Here is a 23853-nt window from a genome sequence, read left to right as displayed (position 1 = left end):
AAGATGATGACTATAACAGTAGACGAATATATTAATAGTTTTTACCAACAGATACAAATAAATTTAATTAAGTTAAGAAAAATAATTAAAGAAACGGCGCCTGAAGCTCAAGAAAAAATATCATGGGGTGTACCAACATATTTTCAAGACGGTTTTCTAGTCCAGTTTGCAGCATATAAAAAACATATCGGCTTCTATACATCACCGCAAACAATAGAAGCTTTTAAAACAGAATTAGCTAATTATAAGACAAATAATAAAAATACAGTGCAATTTATGTTTGAACAAGAATTACCAGTAGAATTAATAAAAAAGATGGTTTTATTTAAAATAGAGGAGAACACTAAATGAGGCTAGGAACAACATATATTAGTGTCAATGATTTTGCTAAGTCACTGGCTTTTTATCAGCTTTTATTGGAGCAAGAGCCATTATATTGTAATGATGATCGGTGGGCTACATTTGATTGTGGGAATTCATTATCATTATATAATCGACAATTTGATATTGATTTTCTTGTAAATAACGATTATCGTGGCCATTATAATCATTCATATTTGACAACTTTGAAAAATGAAAATAGTGATAAAATAAATACATCAGTTATATTCAATTTTGAAGTAGAGGATTTAATAAGTGAATATGAACGAATTAAAAAATTAAAGATAGGGGCTGTATCTGAACTGTTATTTGTCAATATCCATATGCCATACTGGTATTTTACAATCAAAGATCCAGATGGTAATGAAATTGAAATTACTGGCAATTATAATGGAAGCGACAAGCTAACAGATGAGTAAATTTTTATCTTTTCATATTCAGTAAATAAAAAATAATTATATTAAAATATGATAGGATAAAACAGTTGGAGGTTTTAATAATGAAACGTAAATTTTTCTTTTTTGATATTGATGGTACTTTGGCAGTTGGGACACCAGGAAATCAATATGTACCAGAATCGACTAAAATAGCTATTTCAAAATTAAAAGAGGCTGGTCATTTTGTTGCTATTGCTACTGGAAGGAGTTATGCGATGGCAGTAGAACATATGAAAGAACTAGGGTTTGAAAATATGGTAAGTGACGGTGGAAATGGAATTACAATACATAATAAATTAGTAGAAATTAAACCCTTAGATTACGATAAATGTATCAATTTAATTAATGAATGTAAGGAAAAAGGATATATTTGGGCAATTTCACCTGATAATGCGACAAGACGATTGGCACCAGATAATCGCTTTTATGATTTTACACATGATATCTATATGGATACCATAGTTCAAGAAGGTTTGGATCCAAAAGACTTTGATAAAATTTATAAAGTATATGTGGCTTGTTATGCTCCAGAGGAAGAAAAGCTGGAAACTTTAAAGGAACTGCCTTGGTGTCGTTTTCATCAAGAATACTTGTTTGTAGAACCTGGCGATAAGTCAGTTGGAATCAAAATGATGGTTGATCATTTTGATGGGGATTATAGTGATGTAGTTGTTTTTGGTGATGAAAAAAATGATTTGAGTATGTTTACTGATGAATGGACTAGTATCGCAATGGGAAATGCAATTGATGCTTTGAAAGCTAAAGCTGCATATATTACAGATGATTGTGACAAAGACGGTATTTATAATGCCTGTAAACATTTTGGCTGGATCGACTAAATATGTCCGTTAATCGACTATTTGAAACTATTTATTATCTGATTGAACATAAGCAGACTACTGCTAAAGAATTGGCTGAACACTTTGAAGTTTCAACCCGGACAATATATCGTGATTTAGATCGCTTGATCGTAGCTGGATTTCCAATTTATGCCAATCAAGGAGCTAAGGGTGGAATTTATATAGATAGTGAATTTGTTTTGGATAAAATGACATTCAGTGATGATGAACAGAATCAAATTTTAATGGCACTTCAATGTATAGAGAGGCTTCAAGATAGAGATGAAGCAGGCTTAATTGATAAGATGGCAGCGTTATTTAATAAAAATAAACTAGATTGGATTGAAGTTGATTTTACTACTTGGCATCATAACAATAGTCAAAATGAAAAGTTTGAAACAATAAAAAAAGCTATTTTTGAACAAAAGGAAATTAAATTTAAATATATTAATTCTTATGGTGAGAAATCACAGCGATGTGTTTTTCCAAATAAACTGTTTTTTAAAGCAAATACTTGGTATTTACAAGGATATTGTCTTCAAAAAAATAGCTATCGTGTTTTTCGGCTAACAAGAATTATAGAATTACTAACGACATCAAATTATTTTCAACTTGAAGAAATTGCTTTACCACCAAAAATAAATAAAATTCCTAATTTGAATACCCCGAGGATTAAAGTGATTTTAAAATTTGATAAAAGTATAGGGAGTGTTGTTTTTGATGAATTCGGTGATGGTGTAATCTGTGAGGATACTGCTGGAAATTATATAGTAAGTAGTGTTGTCCCTGATGATTACTGGTTGATTAGTTTTATTCTCTCATTTGGGTCTAAAGTTGAGGTAATAGAACCTCAAGACCTTAAAGATAAGGTAATTATAGAAATTAATAAAATTAAGGCTGTTTATAAACAAACTTGACAGAGGATGTCAAGTTTGTTTTGTTATAATGATTCTATAGAAAGGATGAGTTAAATGGAAATAATCACAGTCGATCAAAATAATTTGGAGAAGGAGCATATTTGTTGTGCAATTTCTAGTAATAATGATATCCAAGTTAAAGCTAAAAAAGCTTGGCTTGAGGAACAGTTTAAATGCGGATTGATTTTTAAAAAGATGGATGTAAGGGGAAAGTGTTTTATTGAATATTTACCACTTGAAGAAGCTTGGGTACCTATCGTAGGTGATGATCTTATGCATATTAATTGTCTTTGGGTATCTGGAAAATATCAAGGACAGGGATTAGCTAAAAAATTGTTGGAAGCTTGTATTAAAGATTGTCGTAAACAGAAGAAACATGGAATAACTGTTATTTCTGCAAAAAGGAAAATGCCGTTTGTAATGGATTATAAATTTTTAATTAAGCATGGTTTTATTTCAATAATGAGTCTAGATAAATATGAATTAATGTATTTAAGTTTAGATTCTCAAGCAGTTCAACCAAGTTTTACGATTAAAGAAATGACTTGTGAGGAAGGTGGATTAGTTTTATATTATAGTCATCAGTGTCCTTTTACAGCTAAATATGCCCCGATGATTGAAGCGTATTGTCAAGAAAAAGGTTTAATAATTAAATTAAAACTATTAAATAGTAGTGAGGAAGCAAAAAATGCGGGAATTCTTTTTACCACATATAGTTTGTTTTATAATCATAAATTTATTACAAGAGAAATTTTATCGGTTAAAAAATTTGAGAAAATATTGGAGGAATTAATATGACTAAATTAGATTATAAGAAAGAATATAAAGATTTATATTTACCAAAAAGGTCCCCAATGTTGATTAATGTAGATAAAATCACGTATGTAACAGTTGATGGTAAAGGTAATCCTAATACATCAGCTGAATATAAAGAGGCTCTAGAATTATTATATGGTATTTCTTTTACAATTAAAATGTCCAAAATGACGGATAATAAAATAGATGGCTATTTTGAATATGTAGTTCCCCCTTTGGAAGGCTTATGGTGGCTGGATAAAAAACCAACTGAAAAAGTAATCGGTGATAAAAGTAAATTTTATTGGAAATCAATGATTAGATTACCTGAATTTGTTACACTTGAAGTTTTTGAACATGCTAAAGAATTATTAAAAGTAAAAAAACCATACTTAAATCTTGATAAAGTAAATTACGAAATTATTGAAGAAGGGAAATGTGTTCAAATTATGCATCTAGGCAGTTATGATGAAGAAAATACGAGTATTGAAAAAATATATCAATTTATCGAAACTCAAGGATTACAAATTGATCTCAATGAAGTCCGCCGACATCATGAAATTTATTTAAGTGATCCAAGAAAATGTAAACCTGAAAATTTAAAAACAGTAATACGTTATCCTGTTAAATAAAAATACGTTATCATAATAGAGGGTTTGTAGTATAATTATGATAAATAGAAAGGCGGGATATAAATGCAACGAACATTAGAAGAAATTACTCAGTATATTGATCATACATTATTAAAGCCATATGCGTCAAAAGAAGCGATGCAAGCTTTTTGTAATGAGGCAAAAGAATTAAAGGTAAAGATGGTCGCAATAAATTCTTACTATACTAAATTTTGTAAAGAATTATTAAAAGACACCACAATCCATGTTGGCGCAGCTATTTCTTTTCCTTTAGGTCAAACAACAATAGCAGTCAAAGCTTTTGAAACTATTGAGGCAATCAAAGATGGTGCTGACGAGATTGATTATGTTTTAAATCTTGCTAAAGTTAAAGACGGTGATTTTACTTATATCAAGGAAGAGATGGAAACAATTGTTAAGATTTGCCGTGAGGCAGGAATCATTAGTAAAGTAATTTTTGAAAATTGTTATTTAACAAAAGATGAAATCAGGAAATGTGCACAAATTGCTAAAGAAGTTAAACCGGATTTTATCAAGACTTCTACTGGCTTTGGACCAGGTGGAGCTTTGATCGAAGATGTGAAAATAATGTTAGAAACTGTAGATGGTGTTTGTAAAGTCAAAGCAGCAGGCGGGATTAGGGATTATAAAACTTTTAATGAATTTATAAATTTGGGAGTTGAACGAATTGGGACAAGTTCGACTAAAACAATTATTAAAGAATTTAAGGAAAATGATGAGTAATCTAGGTCACTAGATTACTTTTTTTGCATATAATAACTTAGGTGATAATATGGAAGAGTATCAAAAAACGGTAATGCGTGTTTCAACAGTTACATTATTAGGAAATTTAATTTTAGCATTTTTTAAAATCTTAATTGGGTTTATATCTTTTTCTAATGCAATTATTTCCGATGGTATCCATACTGCGTCAGATGTTTTAAGTACAGTTGTAGTTATGGTTGGCGTAAAATTATCCAGTAAAGAAAGTGATTTAGAACATCCATATGGTCATGAACGGTTTGAATGTGTGGCAGCAATTATTCTTGCAGTTATGTTGTTTTTAACGGCGTTGTTGATAGGATATAGCGGTATTATAGAAATTATTAACCCAAGTAATGTTAAATTAAAATATGGATCGTTAGCTATTGTTATAGCTGTAATATCGATTGTGGCTAAGGAAGCGATGTATTGGTATACGATTATTGAAGCAAAACGTATCAATTCAAATGCAATGAAAGCAGATGCCTGGCATCATCGAAGTGATGCTTTTTCTTCAATTGGCAGTTTAGTCGGCGTTATTGGTTTTTATTTAGGATATTATATTTTAGATGCAATTGCTAGTATTCTCATTTGTGGTTTTATTCTAAAGGTAGCGATCGAGATTTTTAATGATGCGATTGATCAAATGATTGATCATGCCTGTAGTAGAGAATTTCAAGAGGATTTGATTTCTTTAATTACGGAGCAAAGTGAAATAATTAATATTGATGATTTGAAAACAAGATTATTTGGTAATAAAGTATATGTAGATTTAGAAGTACAGGTTGATGGAAATGATAATTTACGTCATGCTCATGCTATTGCTCATCAAGTGCATGATTTGATTGAAAATAATTTTCCAACAGTCAAACATTGTAATGTTCATGTTAATCCTAGTGACAGTTGACAAAGAGTTTACATCTTCTAAGGCAAGTGCTAAACTATAGTAGTTGTAAATAATAGGGGGTAAAACATGAAAATTGCAGTATATAATTATCGAGAATTTGATGAGGGACAATATTTTGAAAAGTTTTCACAACATTATTGTGTTGAAATAATTAAAATATATGATTCACCAAATAAAGAAAATGCAGTTTTAGCAAAAGGTTGTAACGGGGTAAGTGTTATTACTACAGCAATCACTAAGGAAATTATTGAGATTTGGCATGAACAAGGTGTAAAACATATTTCAACAAGAACTATTGGTTATGATCATATTGACTTGAAAGCAGCTAAGGCGAATAAGATGATCGTAAGTAATGTAACCTATTCGACTGCCAGCGTTGCAAATTATACAGTAATGATAATGTTAATGGCTTTAAGAAAAATGAAAATGATCATGCGTCGAGCAATTGGATTTGATTATTCATTAAACGAGAGTATTGGATTAGAACTTGAAAATATGGTTGTTGGGGTGATAGGAACAGGTGCTATAGGTCAAAAAGTGATTAAAAATCTAAGTGGTTTTGGCTGTCAGATACTTGCTTATGACCCATTTGAAAAAGAAGAAGTAAGAAAATATGCAGATTATGTGGCAATGGAAGAAATTATTACTAAGAGCGATATCATAACATTTCATGTTCCGGCTTTAGAAGATACGTATCATCTTGTTTGTCAAGAAACTATTGAAAAAATGAAGGATGGTGTTATTATAATTAATACCGCTCGTGGAAGTATTATCGATACCAGTGATTTGATTAGTGCGTTAGAGAGCGGTAAAATCGCTGCCTGTGCTTTAGATGTAATCGAAAATGAATTAGGATTATATTATAATGATTATAAATACAAAGTGATTGGAAACCATGAATTATCTATATTACGAGATATGCCCAATGTTTTATTAACTCCACATATGGCCTTTTATACAGAACAAGCAGTCAGTGATATGGTTGAACATTCGATTGAAAGTATTGTAGCTGATCGTGATGGTAAAGAAAATAAATTTAGAGTATGTTAAGATAGTTTTATAGTTATAAATTTTAGATAAATATTATTTTCAATAATGTTATAAGCTTAAAAATATTTAGCTACATACTTTTTAACAATAAGTAGTTAGAAAGTTATGAATAAGTTAGAAATGTAGTATTAATTTATTTATTGGAGACAAACTATTATGGGGTGATAATAGTGAAGAATAAGAAAAAACAAAATAAGTCAAATGAAGCAGTAAAAACAGCTGGTAATAATCAATGGACAAATAATAATACCAAATATTATCCTGATGAACGCGAGCGTCAAGATGGTCCCGGAGGCAATTAATAAAAACAAGTTGGTTAACGTATGTTAATTCAACTTGTTTTTTATAGATTTACTTATAAGAAAGGAATATAATAAAAAAAGTAGAAAGCTCTACTTTTAAATGCATGGCTAGGGTACTTGGATTCGAACCAAGGAAATGTCAGATTCAGAGTCTGATGCCTTACCGCTTGGCTATACCCTAATTAGTGGACATTTATAATTTTAAAACTTTATTGGAAAAAATACAAGGGGATGGAATGAAATTTATGAAAATTAGAACAAGATTTGCACCTAGTCCAACTGGTTATATGCACATAGGTAACTTACGAACAGCTTTGTATGGTTATTTGATTGCTAAAAAAGACGATGGTGATTTTATTTTGAGGATTGAAGATACAGATCAAGCCCGGGAAGTAGCTGGGGCAATAGATGTAATTTATCAAACATTATCAGATACTGGACTTGAATATGATGAAGGACCTGATAAAGATGGCGGATATGGACCATATATTCAATCACAAAGATTAGAAATTTACCAAAAGTACGCTCATGAGCTTGTTAAGCTGAATGGAGCTCACTACTGTTTTTGTAATCAAGAAAATGTTAAGGGTAATAAAGAGGATCAAATATTTAAAGATCCATGTCATCAATTATCTGATGAAGAAATAGAGAAACTATTGTCAGAAAATAAACCGTATGTTATCAGACAAACAATTAAGCAGGGGCAAACAACTTTTAATGATGAAGTATACGGAGAAATAACTGTCGATAATGATACTTTAGATGAGGGGGTGTTACTAAAGAGTGATGGTTATCCAACATACAATTTTGCTAATATCATCGATGATCATTTGATGAGTATAACCCATGTAGTACGAGGAAATGAATATTTAGCTAGTACGCCGAAATATAATATAATTTATCAAACTTTTAATTGGGAAATTCCAACGTACATTCATGTTCCGCCAGTGATGAAAGATGAGCAGCATAAGCTATCAAAGCGCAATGGAGATGCTTCATATCAAGATTTAATTAAGCAAGGATACCTAAATGAAGCAGTCATTAATTATATTGCTTTATTAGGGTGGGCTCCAGAAGGTGAGGAAGAGATTTTTTCTTTATCCGAACTGATTAAAAATTTTGATATTAAAAGAATATCAAAGGCACCAGCAATTTTTGATCTCGATAAATTAAAGTGGATGAATGGACTTTATTTACGAAATTTAACGTTAGAAAATTTTCATCAACTAGCAATGCCGTATTATCAAAAAATAATTACACGCGATGTTGATTTATTAGAACTGAGTCAAGTACTACAATTGAGGATTTCCTATTTAAATGAAATACCGGAGATGATTGATTTTATTAATGAACCATGTAATGCTGATGAAACATTATTTAAAAATAAAAAGATGAAAACAAATCCTGAAAACTCATTAGAAGCTCTTATTTGGGTTAGAGATGCTTTAAGTACTTTTGATAATTTTAATGATGATCTAGCGTTACATGATTTATTTATTAATTTAGCTCAAGAAAAAGAAGTGAAGAATGGACGGATTATGTATCCTGTCAGAGTTGCTTTGACTTTTAAGTCATTTACTCCGGGCGGAGCTGTTGAAATTGCACATATTTTAGGGAAAAATGAATCACTTAAAAGAATCGATCTGGCCATTAAGTTATTAAGTATGAAATAATTTGATACTTAAATTGAAATAGTATTTTGAATATACATAAAAGCCTTTTTTACAGGAATTTTGTTTCCATTAAAAAGGCTTTTAAAAGTGGCATATATTACTGTTTTATTAGCTCTGATTGCTTTAAAGTTGGTACTTATTATTATAATGAATATAAGTTTTATAATTATTGATGTTGATATTTCTGGGTCCATGTCTAAAATATACTCAACTGTATAGATAATTTTGCCATAGATTCACTACACTATCTAAAACATCTAATAATTATATTGATAAAAATTGTTTTGAATAATGATTGTCTTTTTTTTATAAATAGTGCTATAATATTTACATGGTCTGTTGGTGAAGCGGTCAACACACTAGGTTCTCATCCTAGCATTCACGGGTTCGAACCCCGTACAGGCTACCAAATAAAAATAACACCCACGTAAGGGGTGTTTTTTTGTTTGGTTTTGAATTGACGAGTTTATTGAGGAAATTCATCTTCATCAATAAACTCATAACCCGAGTGACGGTCATCAACAGCTTTAGCAATTTGAATTTTATAATCAAGATTTTTTTGATAATCAAATGAAAAAATTCCTGCATAAAGAGTATCCAGTAAGTATTTAATCGATGTTGTTGTTGCAAAATCTCCAATCTTTGTATGTAACATTTCACGTGATGAAATTCGTAATGTTACATCAGCAATTTTAGAAAGGCGATTATTTGCAATACAGGTAATCGCGATGATTGGAGTTTCTTTCTTTTTCAATACCTTAGCAACCTCAATAATAAATTCTGTTTCTCCAGAATATGAAATTAAAATAGCACAATGGGTTTCATCACTCATTGCCGCTTGAACCTTGGGATTGCCAGGCAGACGACAGATATTTACATTACGATGAATATAAAATAATTTACTTCTAAATCCTTCTGCTAATAAAAGGTTATTAGAAACTCCATAGAGATCTAATTCTTTAGCATTTCGAAGATAACGTAAGGCCGTTTGTAAGTCATCATGATTCAGCATGGACATCGTGTCTTGAATCGCATCAATTTGAAGTTGACCGATATTATTAGAAATTGTCATAATATCATCACTAACAACAAAAGGAATACTAGCATCGACCTTTTGTTCTTTAAATAAATATTCGAGTTCTGCAATAAAATCTTCTTTAAAGGCGTTCCAGCCGGAATAACCTAATTTTTTGGCAATACGTACTAAAAGTGGGGCAGAAGTGAATGTTGCTTTAGCAATACTGTTGGCTGACATATTCTTTATTTTTAAACCTTGTTCAAGAATGTAGTCAATAATAATAGCTTCACTTGATGAAAAGTGAGTATGTTCAAGTTTGTGAATTATTAACATATTTTTTACCTCGCTTTATTTCATTATACGTGTCGAAGACAAAAGAGTAAACCAAAAAGAATTAAAATGATAACGTTTTCATTTCAAATGTGGTAGAATATAAGTATGCAGCTAATGATGAGGAAATTTCTGAGTCAAAGGGTGAACAATTATTTTTGTTTTGTTCAACCATTAGTACGCCCTAATGGTTTTTAGTTTAAGGAGGTAAAATGGAAAGTAGAATTGCAATTTTAGGAATTTTTGTTTATGAATTAGACAGTGCTAATAAGATTAATGACTTGTTGCATAAATATAGTCGCTATATTATTGGGCGAATGGGAATTCCCTATAAAGATAAGCAAGTATCAGTTATGTCTGTTATCGTTGATGGACCAAATGATGTAATAGGGGCTTTATCGGGAAAAATCGGAATGCTCAAAGGTGTCAGTGTAAAGGCACTATATTCAAAAGGATAGAATGAGTAATATTGATTTAATTAACAAGCTTCATCAAGAAGGCGCATTGGATTTTGATGAGTTTAAAAGATTATTAAAAACATTTGATCAAAACGATTTTGATTACGCTAAGAAGATTGCTGCGAAAATCACTGAACAAATATTTAAAAATAAGATCTATATTCGGGGATTAATTGAAATCAGCAGTTATTGTAAAAATGATTGTTATTATTGTGGATTACGTCGCAGTAATAAATTAGCATTACGCTATCGGCTAAATTTAGAAGAAATATTATTATGCTGCAAAGAAGGTTATCGCTTAGGCTTTCGAACATTTGTTTTACAAGGTGGAGAAGACGAATATTACCAAGATGAACGAATGGTAGAAATTATTGAGAAAATAAAAGAATTATATCCTGATTGTGCAATTACGCTATCGTTAGGAGAAAAAAGTAAAGAAACTTATCAAAAGTATTTTAATGCAGGTGCTGATCGTTATTTGCTTCGTCATGAAACTTATAATAGAGAGCATTACTATCAGCTTCATCCTCATGAGATGTCATTTGATAATCGAATTGACTGTCTTTTGAATTTAAAAGCAATTGGGTTTCAAACAGGATGTGGATTTATGGTAGGAAGTTATCATCAGGATATTGATTGTCTGGTTAATGATTTATTGTTTATTAAAGAGCTAAAGCCGGAAATGGTAGGGATTGGACCATATTTAGTGCATCAAAATACGCCTTTTAAAAACCAACCAAATGGTGATTTAAAACTTACTCTTTTTTTATTAAGTTTGATTAGAATTATGACAAAGGATGTTCTATTGCCTGCAACAACTGCTTTAGCAACTTTAGATTCTAATGGGCGCTTAGAGGGAATTAACCATGGTTGTAATGTTGTGATGCCTAATTTATCACCTCAGGAGGTAAGAAAAAAATACTCGTTATATGATGGAAAAGCAGCGAGTGGACAAGAAGCGAGTGAAGGATTAAAAGAATTAATTGATACGCTAAAGACGGCGGGATATGAAGTTGTATATGAGCGTGGAGATTATTGTAAATTTGATTACGAGGGTTAGACCTAAGTAAAAGAAAGTGAGAAAAAGGAAAATGTATAATGTAAAATCTAATAAGGCTGAAGAATTTATTGATGATCAAGAAATACTGGAAACAATTGCATATGCTAAAGAAAATAAAGATAATCGAGAATTAATCTTTTCTTTAATTGAGCGTGCTAAAGACTGTAAAGGATTAACGCACCGTGAAGCAATGCTGTTATTGGAGTGTGAAATTCCTGAAGCAATTGATGAAATGGAAAAAGTTGCTAAAATGATTAAGCAAAAATTATATGGTAATAGAATTGTAATGTTTGCACCTTTATACTTATCAAATTATTGCGTTAATGGTTGTGTCTATTGTCCTTATCATTTAAAAAATAAGCATATTGCAAGAAAAAAATTAACTCAAGAAGAAATAAAAAAAGAAGTCATCGCACTTCAAAATATGGGGCATAAGCGTTTAGCATTAGAAACAGGAGAGGATCCAATCAATAATCCAATTGAATATGTATTGGAAAGCATTAAAACTATATATGGGATCAAACATATAAATGGAGCAATTAGGCGGGTTAATGTTAATATTGCTGCAACAACAGTTGAAAACTATAAAAAGCTAAAAGAGGCTGGGATAGGAACTTATATTCTTTTCCAAGAAACATATAATAAGAAAAATTATGAAGCACTGCATCCAACGGGACCAAAACATGATTATGCTTATCATACTGAAGCAATGGATCGGGCTATGGATGGTGGAATTGATGATGTCGGTATTGGGGTTTTATTTGGGCTAGAAATGTATCGATATGATTTTGTGGGTTTATTGATGCATGCCGAACATTTAGAGGCCGCAAAAGGAGTTGGACCACATACGATTAGTGTTCCGAGAATTTGTCCAGCAGATGATATTGATAAATCAGACTTTAGTAATGCTATCAGCGATAAAATTTTTGAAAAGATTGTAATGATCATCAGAATGGCAGTACCATATACGGGAATGATTATTTCAACACGTGAATCTAAACGGGTTCGAGAAAGAGTGTTAGAGTTAGGTATTTCACAAATTAGTGGTGGCTCTAAGACAAGTGTTGGCGGTTATGATGAACCTGAAACTGAAGAAGATACTACTTCTGCACAATTTGATATTAGTGATAATAGAACTTTAGATGAGGTTGTTAAGTGGTTATGTGAATTAAATTATATTCCAAGTTTTTGTACTGCTTGTTATCGCGAAGGAAGAACGGGAGATCGTTTTATGCAATTATGTAAATCTGGTCAAATCTCGAATTGTTGTCATCCTAATGCTTTGATGACATTAAAGGAATATAGTCAAGATTATGCCGGTGATGATACTAAGTTAAAAGCTGATAATTTAATTATGAAGGAATTAGATAATATCACTAGTGATAAAGTTAGAAAAATTTGTCAAGAACGTCTTACGATGATTGAAGACGGGAAACGTGATTTCAGGTTCTAATAATGGCAGGGTTAAATAAAACACCAGGAGCTAATCGGCTCCATATTGGTTTTTTTGGAAAACGTAATAGTGGCAAATCGGCATTGATCAACGCCTTTGTTAATCAAGAAGTTTCAATTGTCTCAAGTGAACCGGGAACAACTACTGATCCTGTCTATAAGGCGATGGAAATTGATGGTTTGGGACCATGCTTGTTAGTTGATACTGCAGGTTTTGATGATATTGGGACTCTAGGGCAATTGCGAAACGATAAGACAAAAAAAGCTAGTGAAAAGATTGATATTGCAATCATTCTTTTTAATGATAGAAAGATTTGTCAAGAATTAGACTGGTATCATTATTTTAAAGAGAAGCATATTCCTACGATATTAGTAATAAGTAAAGCTGATTTACAAAGGAATGATAATCTTCTAAAGAAAATTACTGAAGCAACTAGTGAAACACCATTACTGATTAGTTCGTTAACGAAGCAAGGAATAAAAGAGTTACAAGAAAAATTGCTTGAAAAGGTACCGGCTGATTTTGAAAAAGAAAGCATTACAGGTGAATTAGCAAAAAAAGGTGATCTTATACTATTAGTAATGCCACAAGATATTCAAGCTCCCAAAGGCAGATTAATTTTACCCCAAGTTCAGGTAATGCGTGAATTGCTTGATAAAGGTTGTCAAATTATGGCTGTAACAACGGAACAACTAAAATCAGCTTTACAAAAATTAAATCAAGCCCCTGATCTTGTTATTACAGATTCACAAGTATTTAAATATGTTTATGAAAATATTTCTTCAGAAAGCAAATTGACATCATTTTCTGTTTTAATGGCAGGTTATAAGGGAGATTTAAATTATTATGCTAAAAGTGTTGAAATCTTAGAACGGCTGAATGGTGATTCGACAGTTTTAATTGCAGAATGTTGTAGTCATGCACCATTAAGTGAAGATATTGGACGGGTTAAAATTCCTCGAATGTTAAAGAAAAAATTTCCTGGAATTGGTGTTGAAATTGTTAGTGGAACAGATTTTCCAGATGATTTAACCAAGTACGATTTAATTATTACTTGTGGTGGCTGTATGTTTAATCGCCGGTATATTATGACAAGAGTTAATCAGGCAAAAGGGCAAATGATTCCGATGACAAATTATGGCATTTTTATTGCATATGTAAATGGAATCTTGGATAAAGTTATATATTAAAAGGACTATTCAAATGATACAGAAGTAAAATAAAGGTAGATATTGGAACTAATATCTACCTTTTCATTACATTTGCATCATGGAGTATCTTTTTAATTACTCAAATGTTTCAGCGACTTCTTTTAAATATTTAATAATTGGCAGATGCTGCGGACAAATATGTTCGCATTGTTGACATCCAATACAAGTAGATGCCTTGCCACTAGTTTTTGTGTGAACTCCATAATAATAATCACTATTCCAGTCATTAAATATTTTTTTATCATTATAACAGCCAAATAAGTCAGGAATTGAAATTTTCATCGGGCAGCCGTCTGTACAATAACGACAAGCGGTACAAGGAATTCCTCCTAAGGAATCTAATATTTTTCGAACTTTTGCTACCGCCTCGTATTCCTCATCGTTAAAAGGAATGAAATTTTTCATAACCTTCAAATTATCTTTCATTTGCTCTAAATTACTAACACCTGATAAAACTTTATATACACCTTCAAAAGACGCTGCAAAGCGTAGAGCATAACTAGCGTTGCTGGCATTTTTATTTAGATCAGTTAAAATTCTACTTGCTGCTTCGGGAAGATTCGCAAGACCACCGCCTTAAATTGGTTCCATTACTAAAATAGGTTTATTAAATTTGCGACATACTTCATAAACCTTCTTACTTTCAACACTAGGATTATTAAAATCAGCATAATTAAATTGAATTTGGACAATTTCTATTTCGGGATGTTCACTTAAGATCATCTCTAAAATATTTGCAGTATCATGAAATGAAATTCCAATATGTTTGACTTTTCCTGTTGCTTTTAATTCTTGAGCAGCTTGATAAGCTTGACATTTTTGAAAATGCTTATAATTTTCACGGTCTTGTGCATGCATTAAATAATAATCAAAATATGAAACACCTGTTTTTTGTAATTGCTCATTAAATAGTGGAAGAATATCTTCTTTGCTGTTAAAAAAACTTTTAGTTAGTTTGTTAGTAAGGACATATGATTCACGGGGATAGCGTGAGACTAAACAATCACGAAGTGCGGTCTCACTTTTTCCGCCTAGATACCCGTGGGCAGTATCAAAATAATTAAATCCTTCCTGCATATACAAATCAATCATTTGATTAAACTCGTCATAATCGACTTCATCATTTTTCATTGGTAGTCGCATACAACCAAAACCAAATTTATTTTCCATAATTAACCTTCTTTCTATTATAGTTGTATTAATAAATTTATCATACATCTTAGAGTTAACTAGAAGTCAATATTTGAATAAATAAAAATAGTTTTAACAAAGAATAATTTTTGATTCTATTTAAAATAGCTAATATTTTTAGAATCAAAGCGATCAATCAGTGGCTTTGTTTCATTACTGTAACCAATAGCTACAACACCAACGGGATATTCATTATCAGCTAGATTGTAATAGTTTTTAAAACCTTCAATTCTTTCCGAAACTGGAGCGATTCCACACCAGCAGCAACCAAGCCCTTGATTGACTGCTTCAATTAAAAGGTTTTCAATTGCTGCACTACAATTGATTAGACCATATTCAGGTGAAATAGCTTTATTTAAATCAGCTATTACGAGAATAGCACAAGGAGCTTCTTTCATCATTGTTGTATATGGTGATAATTTCGTCATATCATTTAGTGCTTGAGAATTTGTAATAACTTTAAATTTCCATTCTTGTGTATTACGGGCTGTCGGCGCGTTCATTGCTGCTTTTAAAAGTTCTAAGATTTTTTCAGGTTCAACTGGTTTGTTCAAATACTTTCTAATGCTTTGACGTTGTTCAATTTCTTTTAACATTTTTATTACCTCGTTTCTAGTATGATTATAACGCAGAATTTATAAATACTTAAGATAATATTACTGTAAATTATTTATATATTTATGCTATAGTAGGACTAGAGGTGAAGTGAATGTTGGAGGCACAGCATATAAAAATAAAAGTAGTAGGAGAATATCGCTGTATTGTAATCAGTGATATTCACTCTCACTTAGATCGATTTAAAGCACTGCTAAAAAAGGTTGATTATCGATACGATGATTACTTGATTATTTTAGGTGACTTTATTGAAAAAGGTACGCAAGCTTTAGAAACTGTTAGATTTTTACAAGAACTTCAGGCAAAAAGTGAGCGCGTATATGTGATTCTTGGTAATTGTGAATATGCGTTAGAAGAAATGGTAGATAATCCTAAATATGCTAACCAAATAGTTCACTATTTAAATCGTATTGGTAAAGGCGGAATGATTCGACAAGCTCTAGAAAAATTGAATATAGACATAAAAAAAGAAAATCCTGAAGTAATGCAGGTAAAAATAAAACAGTTTTTGCGGCCATATTTTCAATATTTTAAAACTTTACCAACAATACTAGAATTCAATAATTTTATTTTTGTTCATGCAGGAATTGAAAATCGAAAAGACTGGCAAAATTCATCTACTTCATCGCTTATTGAAATGCGAACGTTTTATCAAACTGGTCACTGTTTAGATAAATATGTTGTGGTTGGACATTTACCGACATCAAATCAATATGCTAATGCAATCAATAATGATATTATCATTGATAAGCAAAAGCGTATTATTAGTATTGATGGGGGAACTGGGGTAAAATCTATTAGTCAATTAAATGCATTAATAATTACTGGTGATGGCGATAGATTTAAGTTATCAAAAGAATATATACAGCCGTTACCGTTATATCAGGCAGTAGTTGATGTTAATGTAGAAAAACAAGTTGTCAATAAAGTGGCATGGCCTAATTTTGAAGTCGAGGTGCTTAAGCAGGGAAAATTATTTTCAACCTGCAAACAAATTAAAACAGGTAAGATTTTTAAGATCAAGAATGAATTTTTGTATTTAAATAATCAAAAATATTATTGTTTGGATGACTATGTTGATTATTTGATTCCTTTGGAAAAAGGTGAGGTAATTAAATTAGTGGGAATATACGGTCCTTATGCTTATGTGATCAAAGATAACGAAATAGGATGGGTTAAATATCGTTATTTAAAAAAAGTAAATTAGATATCTGAGGATAATTGGGTATCTTTTTTTATACAGCGGGAATAATTTTCATTATTATAATAAAAAAATGTAAATGTGTAGGCTAAATATAAGATTTTTGTTATAATAGAAACGTTGCGAAGCAAATGAACTGTTTTTATTTATAAACAATTAGTTTTGCAACCCGACGGGACTAAAACGAACACGGTGTTGTTCAAGATTAGGAGGGTTTTATGTCAAATTCGAAGAAAATCGTTTGGTATAACTTAGCCTTTATGGCCTTTTCGACTGTTTGGGGATTCGGAAATGTGGTTAATGGTTTTGTATACTTTAACGGAGTCCAAGTAATTTTTAGTTGGATCATGATGTTTGCACTATACTTCGTACCATATGCATTAATGGTAGGAGAGTTAGGCTCAGCATTTAAAAATGCTGGTGGTGGTGTGAGTTCATGGATTCAAGAAACTTTAGGACCAAAATTAGCTTACTATGCTGGATGGACTTATTGGGTTGTTCATATGCCTTATATTGCTTCTAAAGCATCAGGTGGGCTAAAAGCTTTAAGTTGGGTATTGTTCCAAAATTCATCTTTTTATGATTCTTTGGATATTCGCCTAGTCCAAATTATTACCCTGGTAGTATTTTTAGTATTTGCCTGGGTAGCATCACGGGGGTTAAATCCATTAAAATCATTGGCGACTATTGCTGGATCGTCGATGTTTGTAATGTCAATTTTATTTATTATCTTAATGATGGCAGCACCGGCTTTAAATCCTAATGGAGGATATCAAACTATTGATTGGAGTTTTAAAAATTTAATTCCATCGTTTAGGTTAGAATATTTTACTTCATTATCGATATTAGTATTTGCCGTAGGTGGATGTGAAAAAATTTCACCATATGTAAATAAAGTAGAAAATCCTTCAAAAGGATTTCCTAAGGGGATGATTGCATTGGCAATCATGGTAATTATTTGTGCCATTTTGGGTACAATTTCAATGGGAATGATGTTTAATGTTGCTGAAATTAATGCTAATTTTGATTCATATGTAGCTAATGGAGCATATTGGTCATTCCAAAAATTAGGAGAGTATTATGGTATTGGTAATACCTTCTTAATTGTTTATGCAGTATGTAATATGGTCGGGCAATTATCAACTTTGGTAATTTCTATCGATGCGCCACTTAGAATGTTATTAGACAATGAAAATGCGCGTCAATTTATTCCTGCAAAATTATTAAAGAAAAATGACAAAGGCGCATATACCAATGGAATTTTGTTGGTAGTAGCAATTGTTACACCATTAATTTTAATTCCGGCGTTAGGAATAGGAAGTGTTACGGCATTTTTAAAATTCTTGACCCAACTAAATTCAGTTTGTATGCCACTGCGTTATTTATGGGTGTTTATTGCATATATTGCATTGCGTAAAGCAATTGATAAATTTCCAGCAGAATATCGCTTTACTAAAAGTCAATTTTTTGCGAAATTTTTTGGATGGTGGTGTTTTATTGTCACTGCAGCTTGTTGTGCTTTAGGAATGTTTAAAGGAAGTGCATTTGAAATCGCAATGAATATTATTACCCCAATTATTTTAGTTGGATTAGGAGCAATTATGCCTGCTCTAGCTAAACGTGGTAAGACAAGTCAATAGTATCTTAGACATATCCTTTAACACATGTTAAAGGATATGTTACAATAAAGCCGTAATTATGGAGGTCATGAAAATGGATAAACAAATATCACAGGAATTAGTAACTTTTATTAAGCAAAGCCCAACTGCTTTTCATGCTGTAGCTAATATGCAGAACATTTTAATTGAACATGGGTATGAAGAATTATTAGAAGGACAAACGTGGCAAATTAAGAAGGGTGGTCATTACTTTGTCACTAGAAATAATTCCAGCATTATTGCTTTTAATCTTGGTGAGAATTTAGATAATTATAGTTTTAATGTTGCTGCATCACATAGTGATTCACCAACTTTTAAAGTCAAAGAGAATGCTGAAATTGAAATAAAAGGTAAGTATACGCAATTAAATACAGAGGGTTATGGTGGGATGTTATGTGCTACCTGGTTTGATCGCCCATTATCTATTGCAGGTAGGGTTTTAGTTCAAGAAGGTGATAACTATGTTACCAAACTAGTAAATATTGATCGAGATCTAGTAATGATTCCGAATGTTGCAATTCACATGAATCGTACTGTCAATGATGGTTATGCTTATAATAAACAAGTTGATATGTTACCGTTATTTGGTGGATCTGAAACTAAACCAGGAGATTTAAAGAAACTGATTGCTGATGAATTAGGTGTTGATGTTGAAACTATTTATGGAACAGATCTATATTTATATAATCGCATGGAACCATCAATTTGGGGAGCTAATGAAGAATTTATTTCATGTCCACAACTAGATGATTTACAATGTGCATATACTTCATTACAAGGTTTTCTCAAGGGAGCAAATAAGCAATCAATCAATGTATTTGCCTGTTTTGATAACGAAGAAGTAGGTTCAGGTACTAAACAGGGTGCAGGATCAACATTTTTATATGATGCTATGCGTAGAATCAACAATGCTTTAGGAAAAGGTGAAGAAGAATATTATCGGGCATTGGCTTCAAGCTTTATGTTAAGTGCTGATAATGCTCATGCTGTACACCCAAATCATCCTGCGAAAACAGATGTTAATAATTGTGTTTATATGAATGAGGGTATTGTTGTAAAATCTCATGCTGGTCAAAAATATACTAGTGATGCAGTTAGTATAGCTGTTTTTAAGGGATTATGTAAAAAGGCTGGAGTTCCAGTACAATTTTTCTCTAATCGCAGTGATACTGCTGGTGGTAGCACGTTAGGTAATATTGCAATGGTACAAGTTTCAATGAACAGTGTTGATATAGGATTACCTCAATTAGCAATGCATTCATCTTATGAAACAGCTGGTGTCAAAGATACTGCTTATATGATTAAAGTGATGGAAGAATTCTTTAATAGTCATATTGAAGAAATGAGTGGACATATTTTAAAGGTTACTAAATAATGAAAAAAGAAAAAACTAGTAAAAAGCGATTAAAAGAGATAAAAAAAGAAGTACTTGAAAAGTATATTATTGCTGGTTTATGGCAAACGATGTGTGGCTATATTGTTTTACTTTTTATCAAAGAATTATTAACTGATAATTATTTAGTCAGTTTTTCTGTTGATGTTTTGATTGCGATTATTGCTTTCTATGTTACATTACATAATCTAGTTAATCAATACAAACTAATTAAGGAAAATCGGTTGTCATTAAAGCCTTTCTCTTTTCAAATTTTTGGAATTATTGTTGGTTTGTTCATTGTAATACTTACTTTAAAGAGTCCTTTTGATATTTCTTTTGCGATTCTTGTAATTGCTTTTTTAACAAGTAAAAAAATGTTTGAAAAAGAACTAATGAAATAACTGTACGTTTGTATGGCTATTTTGATAACTGCTTTTTATAATGTTATCAGATTAATAAAAAAGTCACGATATTGATTTGTCGTGACTTTTTTTAGAATAATTAATTTAATGAGATAATTTTTCTTCTTTTAATTTATTAGCAACATCCATTTGATGTTCTTTTTCTTCTTGAAGTTTGACTGCCATTTCATCAGTAGTTAGTTTATGTGTTTTTGGTTCTTCTTTAGCTTTACCAAAAACTTTTTCAAAAGCTTCTTCTGCTTCTAAATCAATTTTTTGTTTTAAATCATTTAATTCATGTAATTTAGCTTCATGATGAGCAATTTCTTCATTAACGATAGCTTTAATTTGATCTTTAGTAAGTGGTGTAACATTTTCTTTAATAAGATCTTTACCTTCGTTAAAATAAGTTTTTAAAGATTCAATAGCTTGTTCATTGATTTTTTTAGTATTCATAATAATTTCCCTCTTTCTTTTGTTTTCATTTGTAATATATGCTTCTGTGCAAAATAATTCTATATATAATAATCATTTATAAATGCTGTTAACAAAATTTCTACTTTCAATTTAGATTATTTGTTAATGGCATTAACAAATGTTATTTCCTTAATTTAGCTGTTTTTAATTTATTTGCAGTTTCAATTTGATGAGTTTTTTCTTCTTGTAGTTTAACTGCCATCTCATCAACAGTTAATTTATTTGGAGATTTTTTGCTGGTAATCCTTTTACCTAAAACCTTTTCTAACGATTCTTCTGCCTCAATAGCAATATTTTTTCTCAGCACTTCAAGTGATTCAACTTTTTTTTCTTGAGCTTGGATTTCTTCGTTGACAATTTTAGTTATATCTTCTTTATCCAAAGGCTTTCGCTCAAAATCATTCAATACTTTATCGGGATTATCTTTAAAGTAAGTGTTTAATGAATTGAGTGCTTGTTTTTCAATTTCTCTCTTATTCATTTTAATTACCTTCTTTCCTTAACTACACTCGTATCATAATCGTTACTGATAATTTTGGAAAGTAAAAAATAGTTGATTTAAATACTATTAACAAAATTAGAAGTTTTTTTATCATAGTTCTGTTAATGTTGTTAACAAAATATCGGGAATAAAGTTATTATTCGAAAGATTAATTTTATATCTAATAATATTTTTTGAATAAGTCGAAAAAAGCTTAAATTACTGTATAAATTAGTTATATTGTTGCTTTATCGGCATATAGTCTTAAAGAGGTGATATCAGAAGATGAGCTCAAGGATTGCTTACAACAGTAAGGAAGTAGAATTACTAGCACGGTTGATCAAGGCTGAAGCATTAGGCGAAGGTCAAGAAGGAATGCTGTTAGTTGGGAATGTTGTCGTTAATAGAGTTGCTGCAGTTTGTGATGTATTTAAAAATGTTGTTACTATTACGGAAGCAATTTATCAGAAAAATGCTTTTGCTGGAGTTGGAACAGATTTATTTAATGGACCTGTTAATACCAAAGAAAAAGAACTAGCGCTTAAAACAATTAAAGGTTATCGGAATGCTCCAGCAACATATGCGTTATGGTTCAAAAACCCTGGGGATAATGTTACTTGCCCAAAAACATTTTATGGAGAATTTTCGGGTCGATTTAAGAATCATTGTTTTTATAATCCCGGACCAAATTTAGTATGTGAAATCTAAAGGAGATGCATTTATGAATTATTTTGAAGATTTAAATCCTTATTTTGTTAGACAGGATCCAGATGCTGAAGTGAATCCTGACGGTACACTGATACCGCCTAAAAACCCTAATCCGGCAGCTGTACCACAAATATATATGGGAAATATCATTCGTTTGAATATCGGTAAGCTTGGGACTTTTTATTTCACTTATAGTGATAGTGAGAAATGGCGAGATGAAGTTTTTGTTGGTATAGTTGAGGATGCAGGTCGAGACTATTTTATTATTAAAGATGTAAATAGTGAAGATCGGTTTTTATTACCGTTAGTATATTTTTTATGGGCTCGATTTAAGGGCGCAATCTCGTTTACGGTACCGCCACAATAACTAATAATAAAGGATAGCCACTTTAATGATAAATTTTTGAGGTTATCCTTTGTTGTTATAATAAAGCTTCTAAAAAAATGTACAAGTAGATATACAATCCTTATTCTTAATACTATAATAAGGTTGGAGGGATAATTATATGGCAACCGGAGACGTAATCGATTTTTTGGAAAGGGAAGGATATGACTTAGATTTTATTAAGACAGCAAATCGTTATCTTTCTTATGATTCTGAACATCTTATTTTGCAATGTAAAAATGATATATTAGAATTTGGTGAAAAAGAACTTGTAAAAATGTATTTAGATAATGACATTTTTTATAGTTATACTTTGAGTAGGTTCAATTCAAAGGTTGGGTTAGCCTATTTTGAATGTACCCTGAAAGATGCTTTTTCAATTTTTACGTTGCAAAATATTTAAAATTATGTGTTAAAGCTCTACTAAGATAGAGCTTTTTTGTATATAGAATATTTTTCAGTTACTTACCCTCTTGACATTAAAGTTAACTTTAGGTTTATACTAGGCAATGTAAGGGGGAAAATTAATATGGATGAATTTTATCAAGATTTATTAGAACCGGTTGTTTATCGCTGGGTTAAGACGCATGAACATATCAAAGTCTGTGAAAATCAATGCACTCTATGTATTGATGGAAGTAACAGTACCGGAATAATCAGTTTTCATAATGAGGGAATCGTTGAATTGAGTGTAAAGAATAAAGATAGTGATGAAATACTGTTTTATTTACATTTTCAAATGCATGATTTTAAATCTACAATGGATCAATTTAATACATTTTTTAATTATCTTTGTTTACCCACAATTAAGCTTGGTGAGAGCATTTTCAATAATGTAAATACTAATAAAATTTTACTTAGTTGTAGTGGCGGTCTGACAACTTCATATTTTGCTTATTCAATGCAGGAAATTTTTAAACGTCAGGGCTTGGATATAGTTGTTGATGCGGTAGGATATATGGAAATTGATAAAGTTATTGATGATTATGATATGGTTTTATTAGCACCACAAGTTGCTTATTTACTGCCACAGTTGAAAAATAAATATGGAAATAAGATTTTTATTATTGATTCGCTAGATTTTGCAACGAATGATTTTAATGCCATTATAAAAAAAGCAGTTAATTAATGAAGCA

Annotated in this window: 28 protein-coding genes, 2 tRNA genes and 1 pseudogene; 24 read left to right on the top strand and 7 right to left on the bottom strand. The window is 31.0% G+C overall.

What is annotated here, in order from left to right; all coding sequences use genetic code 11:
- Positions 1-6: 6 nt before the first annotated feature.
- The 10 genes from EYR00_RS08920 to EYR00_RS15880 all read left to right on the top strand — a co-directional run bounded on the left by EYR00_RS08920 (position 7) and on the right by EYR00_RS15880 (position 7022).
- Positions 7-351 carry an iron chaperone gene (locus EYR00_RS08920; RefSeq protein WP_008791519.1) on the top strand — a complete coding sequence of 115 codons (345 nt, stop codon included), beginning with the start codon at positions 7-9 and terminating at the stop codon, positions 349-351.
- Positions 348-800 carry a VOC family protein gene (locus EYR00_RS08915; protein ID WP_003537430.1) on the top strand — a complete coding sequence of 151 codons (453 nt, stop codon included), beginning with the start codon at positions 348-350 and terminating at the stop codon, positions 798-800. The genes EYR00_RS08920 and EYR00_RS08915 overlap by 4 nt, the downstream gene beginning before the upstream one ends.
- Before the next feature lie 80 nt (positions 801-880).
- Positions 881-1657, top strand: coding sequence for an HAD-IIB family hydrolase (locus tag EYR00_RS08910; protein WP_003537431.1), 777 nt, complete (start codon positions 881-883; stop codon positions 1655-1657).
- Positions 1658-1659: 2 nt separating this feature from the next.
- The gene (locus tag EYR00_RS08905; RefSeq protein WP_003537432.1) at positions 1660-2574 is read left to right on the top strand and encodes a helix-turn-helix transcriptional regulator; all 915 of its coding nucleotides are present in this window, start codon (positions 1660-1662) and stop codon (positions 2572-2574) included.
- A 54-nt stretch (positions 2575-2628) separates the two neighbouring features.
- Positions 2629-3372 (top strand): GNAT family N-acetyltransferase, encoded by a 744-nt coding sequence (locus EYR00_RS08900; RefSeq protein WP_003537433.1) that lies wholly within the window; start codon positions 2629-2631, stop codon positions 3370-3372.
- Entirely contained in the window at positions 3369-4001 is a 633-nt protein-coding gene (locus EYR00_RS08895; protein WP_003537434.1) for a GyrI-like domain-containing protein, read from the top strand. Before EYR00_RS08900 ends, EYR00_RS08895 begins: the two co-directional genes overlap by 4 nt.
- 63 nt (positions 4002-4064) lie before the next feature.
- Entirely contained in the window at positions 4065-4745 is a 681-nt protein-coding gene (deoC, locus tag EYR00_RS08890) for a deoxyribose-phosphate aldolase (RefSeq protein WP_003537435.1), read from the top strand.
- A 49-nt stretch (positions 4746-4794) separates the two neighbouring features.
- Entirely contained in the window at positions 4795-5670 is an 876-nt protein-coding gene (locus EYR00_RS08885) for a cation diffusion facilitator family transporter (protein ID WP_003537436.1), read from the top strand.
- A gap of 66 nt (positions 5671-5736) precedes the next feature.
- Entirely contained in the window at positions 5737-6720 is a 984-nt protein-coding gene (locus EYR00_RS08880) for a D-isomer specific 2-hydroxyacid dehydrogenase family protein (protein WP_003537437.1), read from the top strand.
- A 170-nt stretch (positions 6721-6890) separates the two neighbouring features.
- Positions 6891-7022, top strand: a complete 132-nt coding sequence (locus EYR00_RS15880; protein ID WP_003537439.1) for a hypothetical protein — start codon at positions 6891-6893, stop codon at positions 7020-7022.
- Between the two features lie 105 nt (positions 7023-7127).
- Here EYR00_RS15880 and EYR00_RS08875 read toward each other — a convergent pair.
- Positions 7128-7203, bottom strand: a tRNA-Gln gene (locus EYR00_RS08875).
- Positions 7204-7258: 55 nt separating this feature from the next.
- On the opposite strand from EYR00_RS08875, the gene gltX reads away from it, so the two are divergent.
- Positions 7259-8695: a glutamate--tRNA ligase gene (gene gltX, locus EYR00_RS08870; protein WP_008791524.1), complete on the top strand. Its 1437-nt coding sequence runs from the start codon at positions 7259-7261 to the stop codon at positions 8693-8695.
- Between the two features lie 333 nt (positions 8696-9028).
- A tRNA-Glu gene (locus EYR00_RS08865) sits at positions 9029-9104 on the top strand.
- 57 nt (positions 9105-9161) lie between these two features.
- Here EYR00_RS08865 and EYR00_RS08860 read toward each other — a convergent pair.
- Positions 9162-10046, bottom strand: a complete 885-nt coding sequence (locus EYR00_RS08860; RefSeq protein WP_003537446.1) for a MurR/RpiR family transcriptional regulator — start codon at positions 10044-10046, stop codon at positions 9162-9164.
- Positions 10047-10255: 209 nt separating this feature from the next.
- Here EYR00_RS08860 and EYR00_RS08855 point away from each other — a divergent pair, with 209 nt between their 5' ends.
- The 4 genes from EYR00_RS08855 to hydF are packed head-to-tail and all read left to right on the top strand — an operon-like array spanning position 10256 to position 14204.
- Complete coding sequence (locus tag EYR00_RS08855) at positions 10256-10501, top strand: TM1266 family iron-only hydrogenase system putative regulator (protein WP_003537447.1); 246 nt, start codon at positions 10256-10258, stop codon at positions 10499-10501.
- A 1-nt stretch (position 10502) separates the two neighbouring features.
- Complete coding sequence (gene hydE / locus EYR00_RS08850; protein ID WP_003537448.1) at positions 10503-11561, top strand: [FeFe] hydrogenase H-cluster radical SAM maturase HydE; 1059 nt, start codon at positions 10503-10505, stop codon at positions 11559-11561.
- A 31-nt stretch (positions 11562-11592) separates the two neighbouring features.
- Positions 11593-13014 carry a [FeFe] hydrogenase H-cluster radical SAM maturase HydG gene (hydG, locus tag EYR00_RS08845; protein WP_003537452.1) on the top strand — a complete coding sequence of 474 codons (1422 nt, stop codon included), beginning with the start codon at positions 11593-11595 and terminating at the stop codon, positions 13012-13014.
- Between the two features lie 2 nt (positions 13015-13016).
- Positions 13017-14204 carry a [FeFe] hydrogenase H-cluster maturation GTPase HydF gene (gene hydF, locus EYR00_RS08840; protein ID WP_003537453.1) on the top strand — a complete coding sequence of 396 codons (1188 nt, stop codon included), beginning with the start codon at positions 13017-13019 and terminating at the stop codon, positions 14202-14204.
- 96 nt (positions 14205-14300) lie between these two features.
- Here the strand turns inward: hydF and EYR00_RS15875 are convergent, their stop codons facing one another.
- From EYR00_RS15875 to EYR00_RS08830, 3 genes and pseudogenes are all read right to left on the bottom strand, one after another.
- Entirely contained in the window at positions 14301-14549 is a 249-nt protein-coding gene (locus EYR00_RS15875) for a 4Fe-4S dicluster domain-containing protein (RefSeq protein ID WP_259394519.1), read from the bottom strand.
- Between the two features lie 39 nt (positions 14550-14588).
- Positions 14589-15395: pseudogene (locus tag EYR00_RS08835) on the bottom strand (aldo/keto reductase); the annotation flags it as partial.
- Between the two features lie 116 nt (positions 15396-15511).
- Positions 15512-16012: a nitroreductase family protein gene (locus EYR00_RS08830; protein ID WP_003537456.1), complete on the bottom strand. Its 501-nt coding sequence runs from the start codon at positions 16010-16012 to the stop codon at positions 15512-15514.
- Positions 16013-16125: 113 nt separating this feature from the next.
- Between EYR00_RS08830 and EYR00_RS08825 the strand changes: the two genes are divergently transcribed.
- The 4 genes from EYR00_RS08825 (at position 16126) to EYR00_RS08810 (ending at position 20666) form a co-directional block, all read left to right on the top strand.
- Positions 16126-17238, top strand: a complete 1113-nt coding sequence (locus EYR00_RS08825; protein ID WP_003537457.1) for a metallophosphoesterase — start codon at positions 16126-16128, stop codon at positions 17236-17238.
- Positions 17239-17450: 212 nt separating this feature from the next.
- Positions 17451-18872 carry an amino acid permease gene (locus EYR00_RS08820; protein WP_003537458.1) on the top strand — a complete coding sequence of 474 codons (1422 nt, stop codon included), beginning with the start codon at positions 17451-17453 and terminating at the stop codon, positions 18870-18872.
- Positions 18873-18945: 73 nt separating this feature from the next.
- Entirely contained in the window at positions 18946-20265 is a 1320-nt protein-coding gene (locus EYR00_RS08815) for a M18 family aminopeptidase (RefSeq protein WP_040434279.1), read from the top strand.
- The gene (locus EYR00_RS08810) at positions 20265-20666 is read left to right on the top strand and encodes a hypothetical protein (protein ID WP_003537461.1); all 402 of its coding nucleotides are present in this window, start codon (positions 20265-20267) and stop codon (positions 20664-20666) included. The genes EYR00_RS08815 and EYR00_RS08810 overlap by 1 nt, the downstream gene beginning before the upstream one ends.
- A 105-nt stretch (positions 20667-20771) precedes the next feature.
- Here EYR00_RS08810 and EYR00_RS08805 read toward each other — a convergent pair whose 3' ends face one another.
- Positions 20772-21122 (bottom strand): hypothetical protein, encoded by a 351-nt coding sequence (locus EYR00_RS08805; RefSeq protein WP_003537463.1) that lies wholly within the window; start codon positions 21120-21122, stop codon positions 20772-20774.
- A gap of 142 nt (positions 21123-21264) precedes the next feature.
- Complete coding sequence (locus EYR00_RS08800) at positions 21265-21624, bottom strand: hypothetical protein (RefSeq protein ID WP_003537465.1); 360 nt, start codon at positions 21622-21624, stop codon at positions 21265-21267.
- A 285-nt stretch (positions 21625-21909) separates the two neighbouring features.
- Between EYR00_RS08800 and EYR00_RS08795 the strand changes: the two genes are divergently transcribed.
- From EYR00_RS08795 to EYR00_RS08780, 4 genes are all read left to right on the top strand, one after another.
- Positions 21910-22332 carry a cell wall hydrolase gene (locus EYR00_RS08795; protein ID WP_003537467.1) on the top strand — a complete coding sequence of 141 codons (423 nt, stop codon included), beginning with the start codon at positions 21910-21912 and terminating at the stop codon, positions 22330-22332.
- Between the two features lie 13 nt (positions 22333-22345).
- Positions 22346-22699 (top strand): spore coat protein GerQ, encoded by a 354-nt coding sequence (locus tag EYR00_RS08790; RefSeq protein ID WP_008791530.1) that lies wholly within the window; start codon positions 22346-22348, stop codon positions 22697-22699.
- A gap of 139 nt (positions 22700-22838) precedes the next feature.
- Complete coding sequence (locus tag EYR00_RS08785; protein WP_003537472.1) at positions 22839-23120, top strand: hypothetical protein; 282 nt, start codon at positions 22839-22841, stop codon at positions 23118-23120.
- Between the two features lie 126 nt (positions 23121-23246).
- Complete coding sequence (locus EYR00_RS08780; RefSeq protein ID WP_003537474.1) at positions 23247-23846, top strand: PTS sugar transporter subunit IIB; 600 nt, start codon at positions 23247-23249, stop codon at positions 23844-23846.
- Positions 23847-23853 lie beyond the last annotated feature (7 nt).

The organism is Thomasclavelia ramosa DSM 1402, assembly GCF_014131695.1.
In the GTDB taxonomy this organism is placed as follows: Bacteria; Bacillota_I; Bacilli_A; order Erysipelotrichales; family Coprobacillaceae; genus Thomasclavelia; species Thomasclavelia ramosa.
This window is presented reverse-complemented; position numbering and strand designations above follow the sequence as displayed.

Excerpts from the sequence above, each read along its gene's own strand:
- EYR00_RS08920 (WP_008791519.1), top strand. The coding sequence starts at position 7 with ATGACTATAACAGTAGACGAATATATTAATAGTTTTTACCAACAGATA.
- EYR00_RS08915 (WP_003537430.1), top strand. The coding sequence starts at position 348 with ATGAGGCTAGGAACAACATATATTAGTGTCAATGATTTTGCTAAGTCA.
- EYR00_RS08910 (WP_003537431.1), top strand. The coding sequence starts at position 881 with ATGAAACGTAAATTTTTCTTTTTTGATATTGATGGTACTTTGGCAGTT.
- EYR00_RS08905 (WP_003537432.1), top strand. The coding sequence starts at position 1,660 with ATGTCCGTTAATCGACTATTTGAAACTATTTATTATCTGATTGAACAT.
- EYR00_RS08900 (WP_003537433.1), top strand. The coding sequence starts at position 2,629 with ATGGAAATAATCACAGTCGATCAAAATAATTTGGAGAAGGAGCATATT.
- EYR00_RS08895 (WP_003537434.1), top strand. The coding sequence starts at position 3,369 with ATGACTAAATTAGATTATAAGAAAGAATATAAAGATTTATATTTACCA.
- deoC (WP_003537435.1), top strand. The coding sequence starts at position 4,065 with ATGCAACGAACATTAGAAGAAATTACTCAGTATATTGATCATACATTA.
- EYR00_RS08885 (WP_003537436.1), top strand. The coding sequence starts at position 4,795 with ATGGAAGAGTATCAAAAAACGGTAATGCGTGTTTCAACAGTTACATTA.
- EYR00_RS08880 (WP_003537437.1), top strand. The coding sequence starts at position 5,737 with ATGAAAATTGCAGTATATAATTATCGAGAATTTGATGAGGGACAATAT.
- gltX (WP_008791524.1), top strand. The coding sequence starts at position 7,259 with ATGAAATTTATGAAAATTAGAACAAGATTTGCACCTAGTCCAACTGGT.
- EYR00_RS08860 (WP_003537446.1), bottom strand. The coding sequence starts at position 10,046 with ATGTTAATAATTCACAAACTTGAACATACTCACTTTTCATCAAGTGAA.
- EYR00_RS08855 (WP_003537447.1), top strand. The coding sequence starts at position 10,256 with ATGGAAAGTAGAATTGCAATTTTAGGAATTTTTGTTTATGAATTAGAC.
- hydE (WP_003537448.1), top strand. The coding sequence starts at position 10,503 with ATGAGTAATATTGATTTAATTAACAAGCTTCATCAAGAAGGCGCATTG.
- hydG (WP_003537452.1), top strand. The coding sequence starts at position 11,593 with ATGTATAATGTAAAATCTAATAAGGCTGAAGAATTTATTGATGATCAA.
- hydF (WP_003537453.1), top strand. The coding sequence starts at position 13,017 with ATGGCAGGGTTAAATAAAACACCAGGAGCTAATCGGCTCCATATTGGT.
- EYR00_RS08830 (WP_003537456.1), bottom strand. The coding sequence starts at position 16,012 with ATGTTAAAAGAAATTGAACAACGTCAAAGCATTAGAAAGTATTTGAAC.
- EYR00_RS08825 (WP_003537457.1), top strand. The coding sequence starts at position 16,126 with ATGTTGGAGGCACAGCATATAAAAATAAAAGTAGTAGGAGAATATCGC.
- EYR00_RS08820 (WP_003537458.1), top strand. The coding sequence starts at position 17,451 with ATGTCAAATTCGAAGAAAATCGTTTGGTATAACTTAGCCTTTATGGCC.
- EYR00_RS08815 (WP_040434279.1), top strand. The coding sequence starts at position 18,946 with ATGGATAAACAAATATCACAGGAATTAGTAACTTTTATTAAGCAAAGC.
- EYR00_RS08810 (WP_003537461.1), top strand. The coding sequence starts at position 20,265 with ATGAAAAAAGAAAAAACTAGTAAAAAGCGATTAAAAGAGATAAAAAAA.
- EYR00_RS08805 (WP_003537463.1), bottom strand. The coding sequence starts at position 21,122 with ATGAATACTAAAAAAATCAATGAACAAGCTATTGAATCTTTAAAAACT.
- EYR00_RS08800 (WP_003537465.1), bottom strand. The coding sequence starts at position 21,624 with ATGAATAAGAGAGAAATTGAAAAACAAGCACTCAATTCATTAAACACT.
- EYR00_RS08795 (WP_003537467.1), top strand. The coding sequence starts at position 21,910 with ATGAGCTCAAGGATTGCTTACAACAGTAAGGAAGTAGAATTACTAGCA.
- EYR00_RS08790 (WP_008791530.1), top strand. The coding sequence starts at position 22,346 with ATGAATTATTTTGAAGATTTAAATCCTTATTTTGTTAGACAGGATCCA.
- EYR00_RS08785 (WP_003537472.1), top strand. The coding sequence starts at position 22,839 with ATGGCAACCGGAGACGTAATCGATTTTTTGGAAAGGGAAGGATATGAC.
- EYR00_RS08780 (WP_003537474.1), top strand. The coding sequence starts at position 23,247 with ATGGATGAATTTTATCAAGATTTATTAGAACCGGTTGTTTATCGCTGG.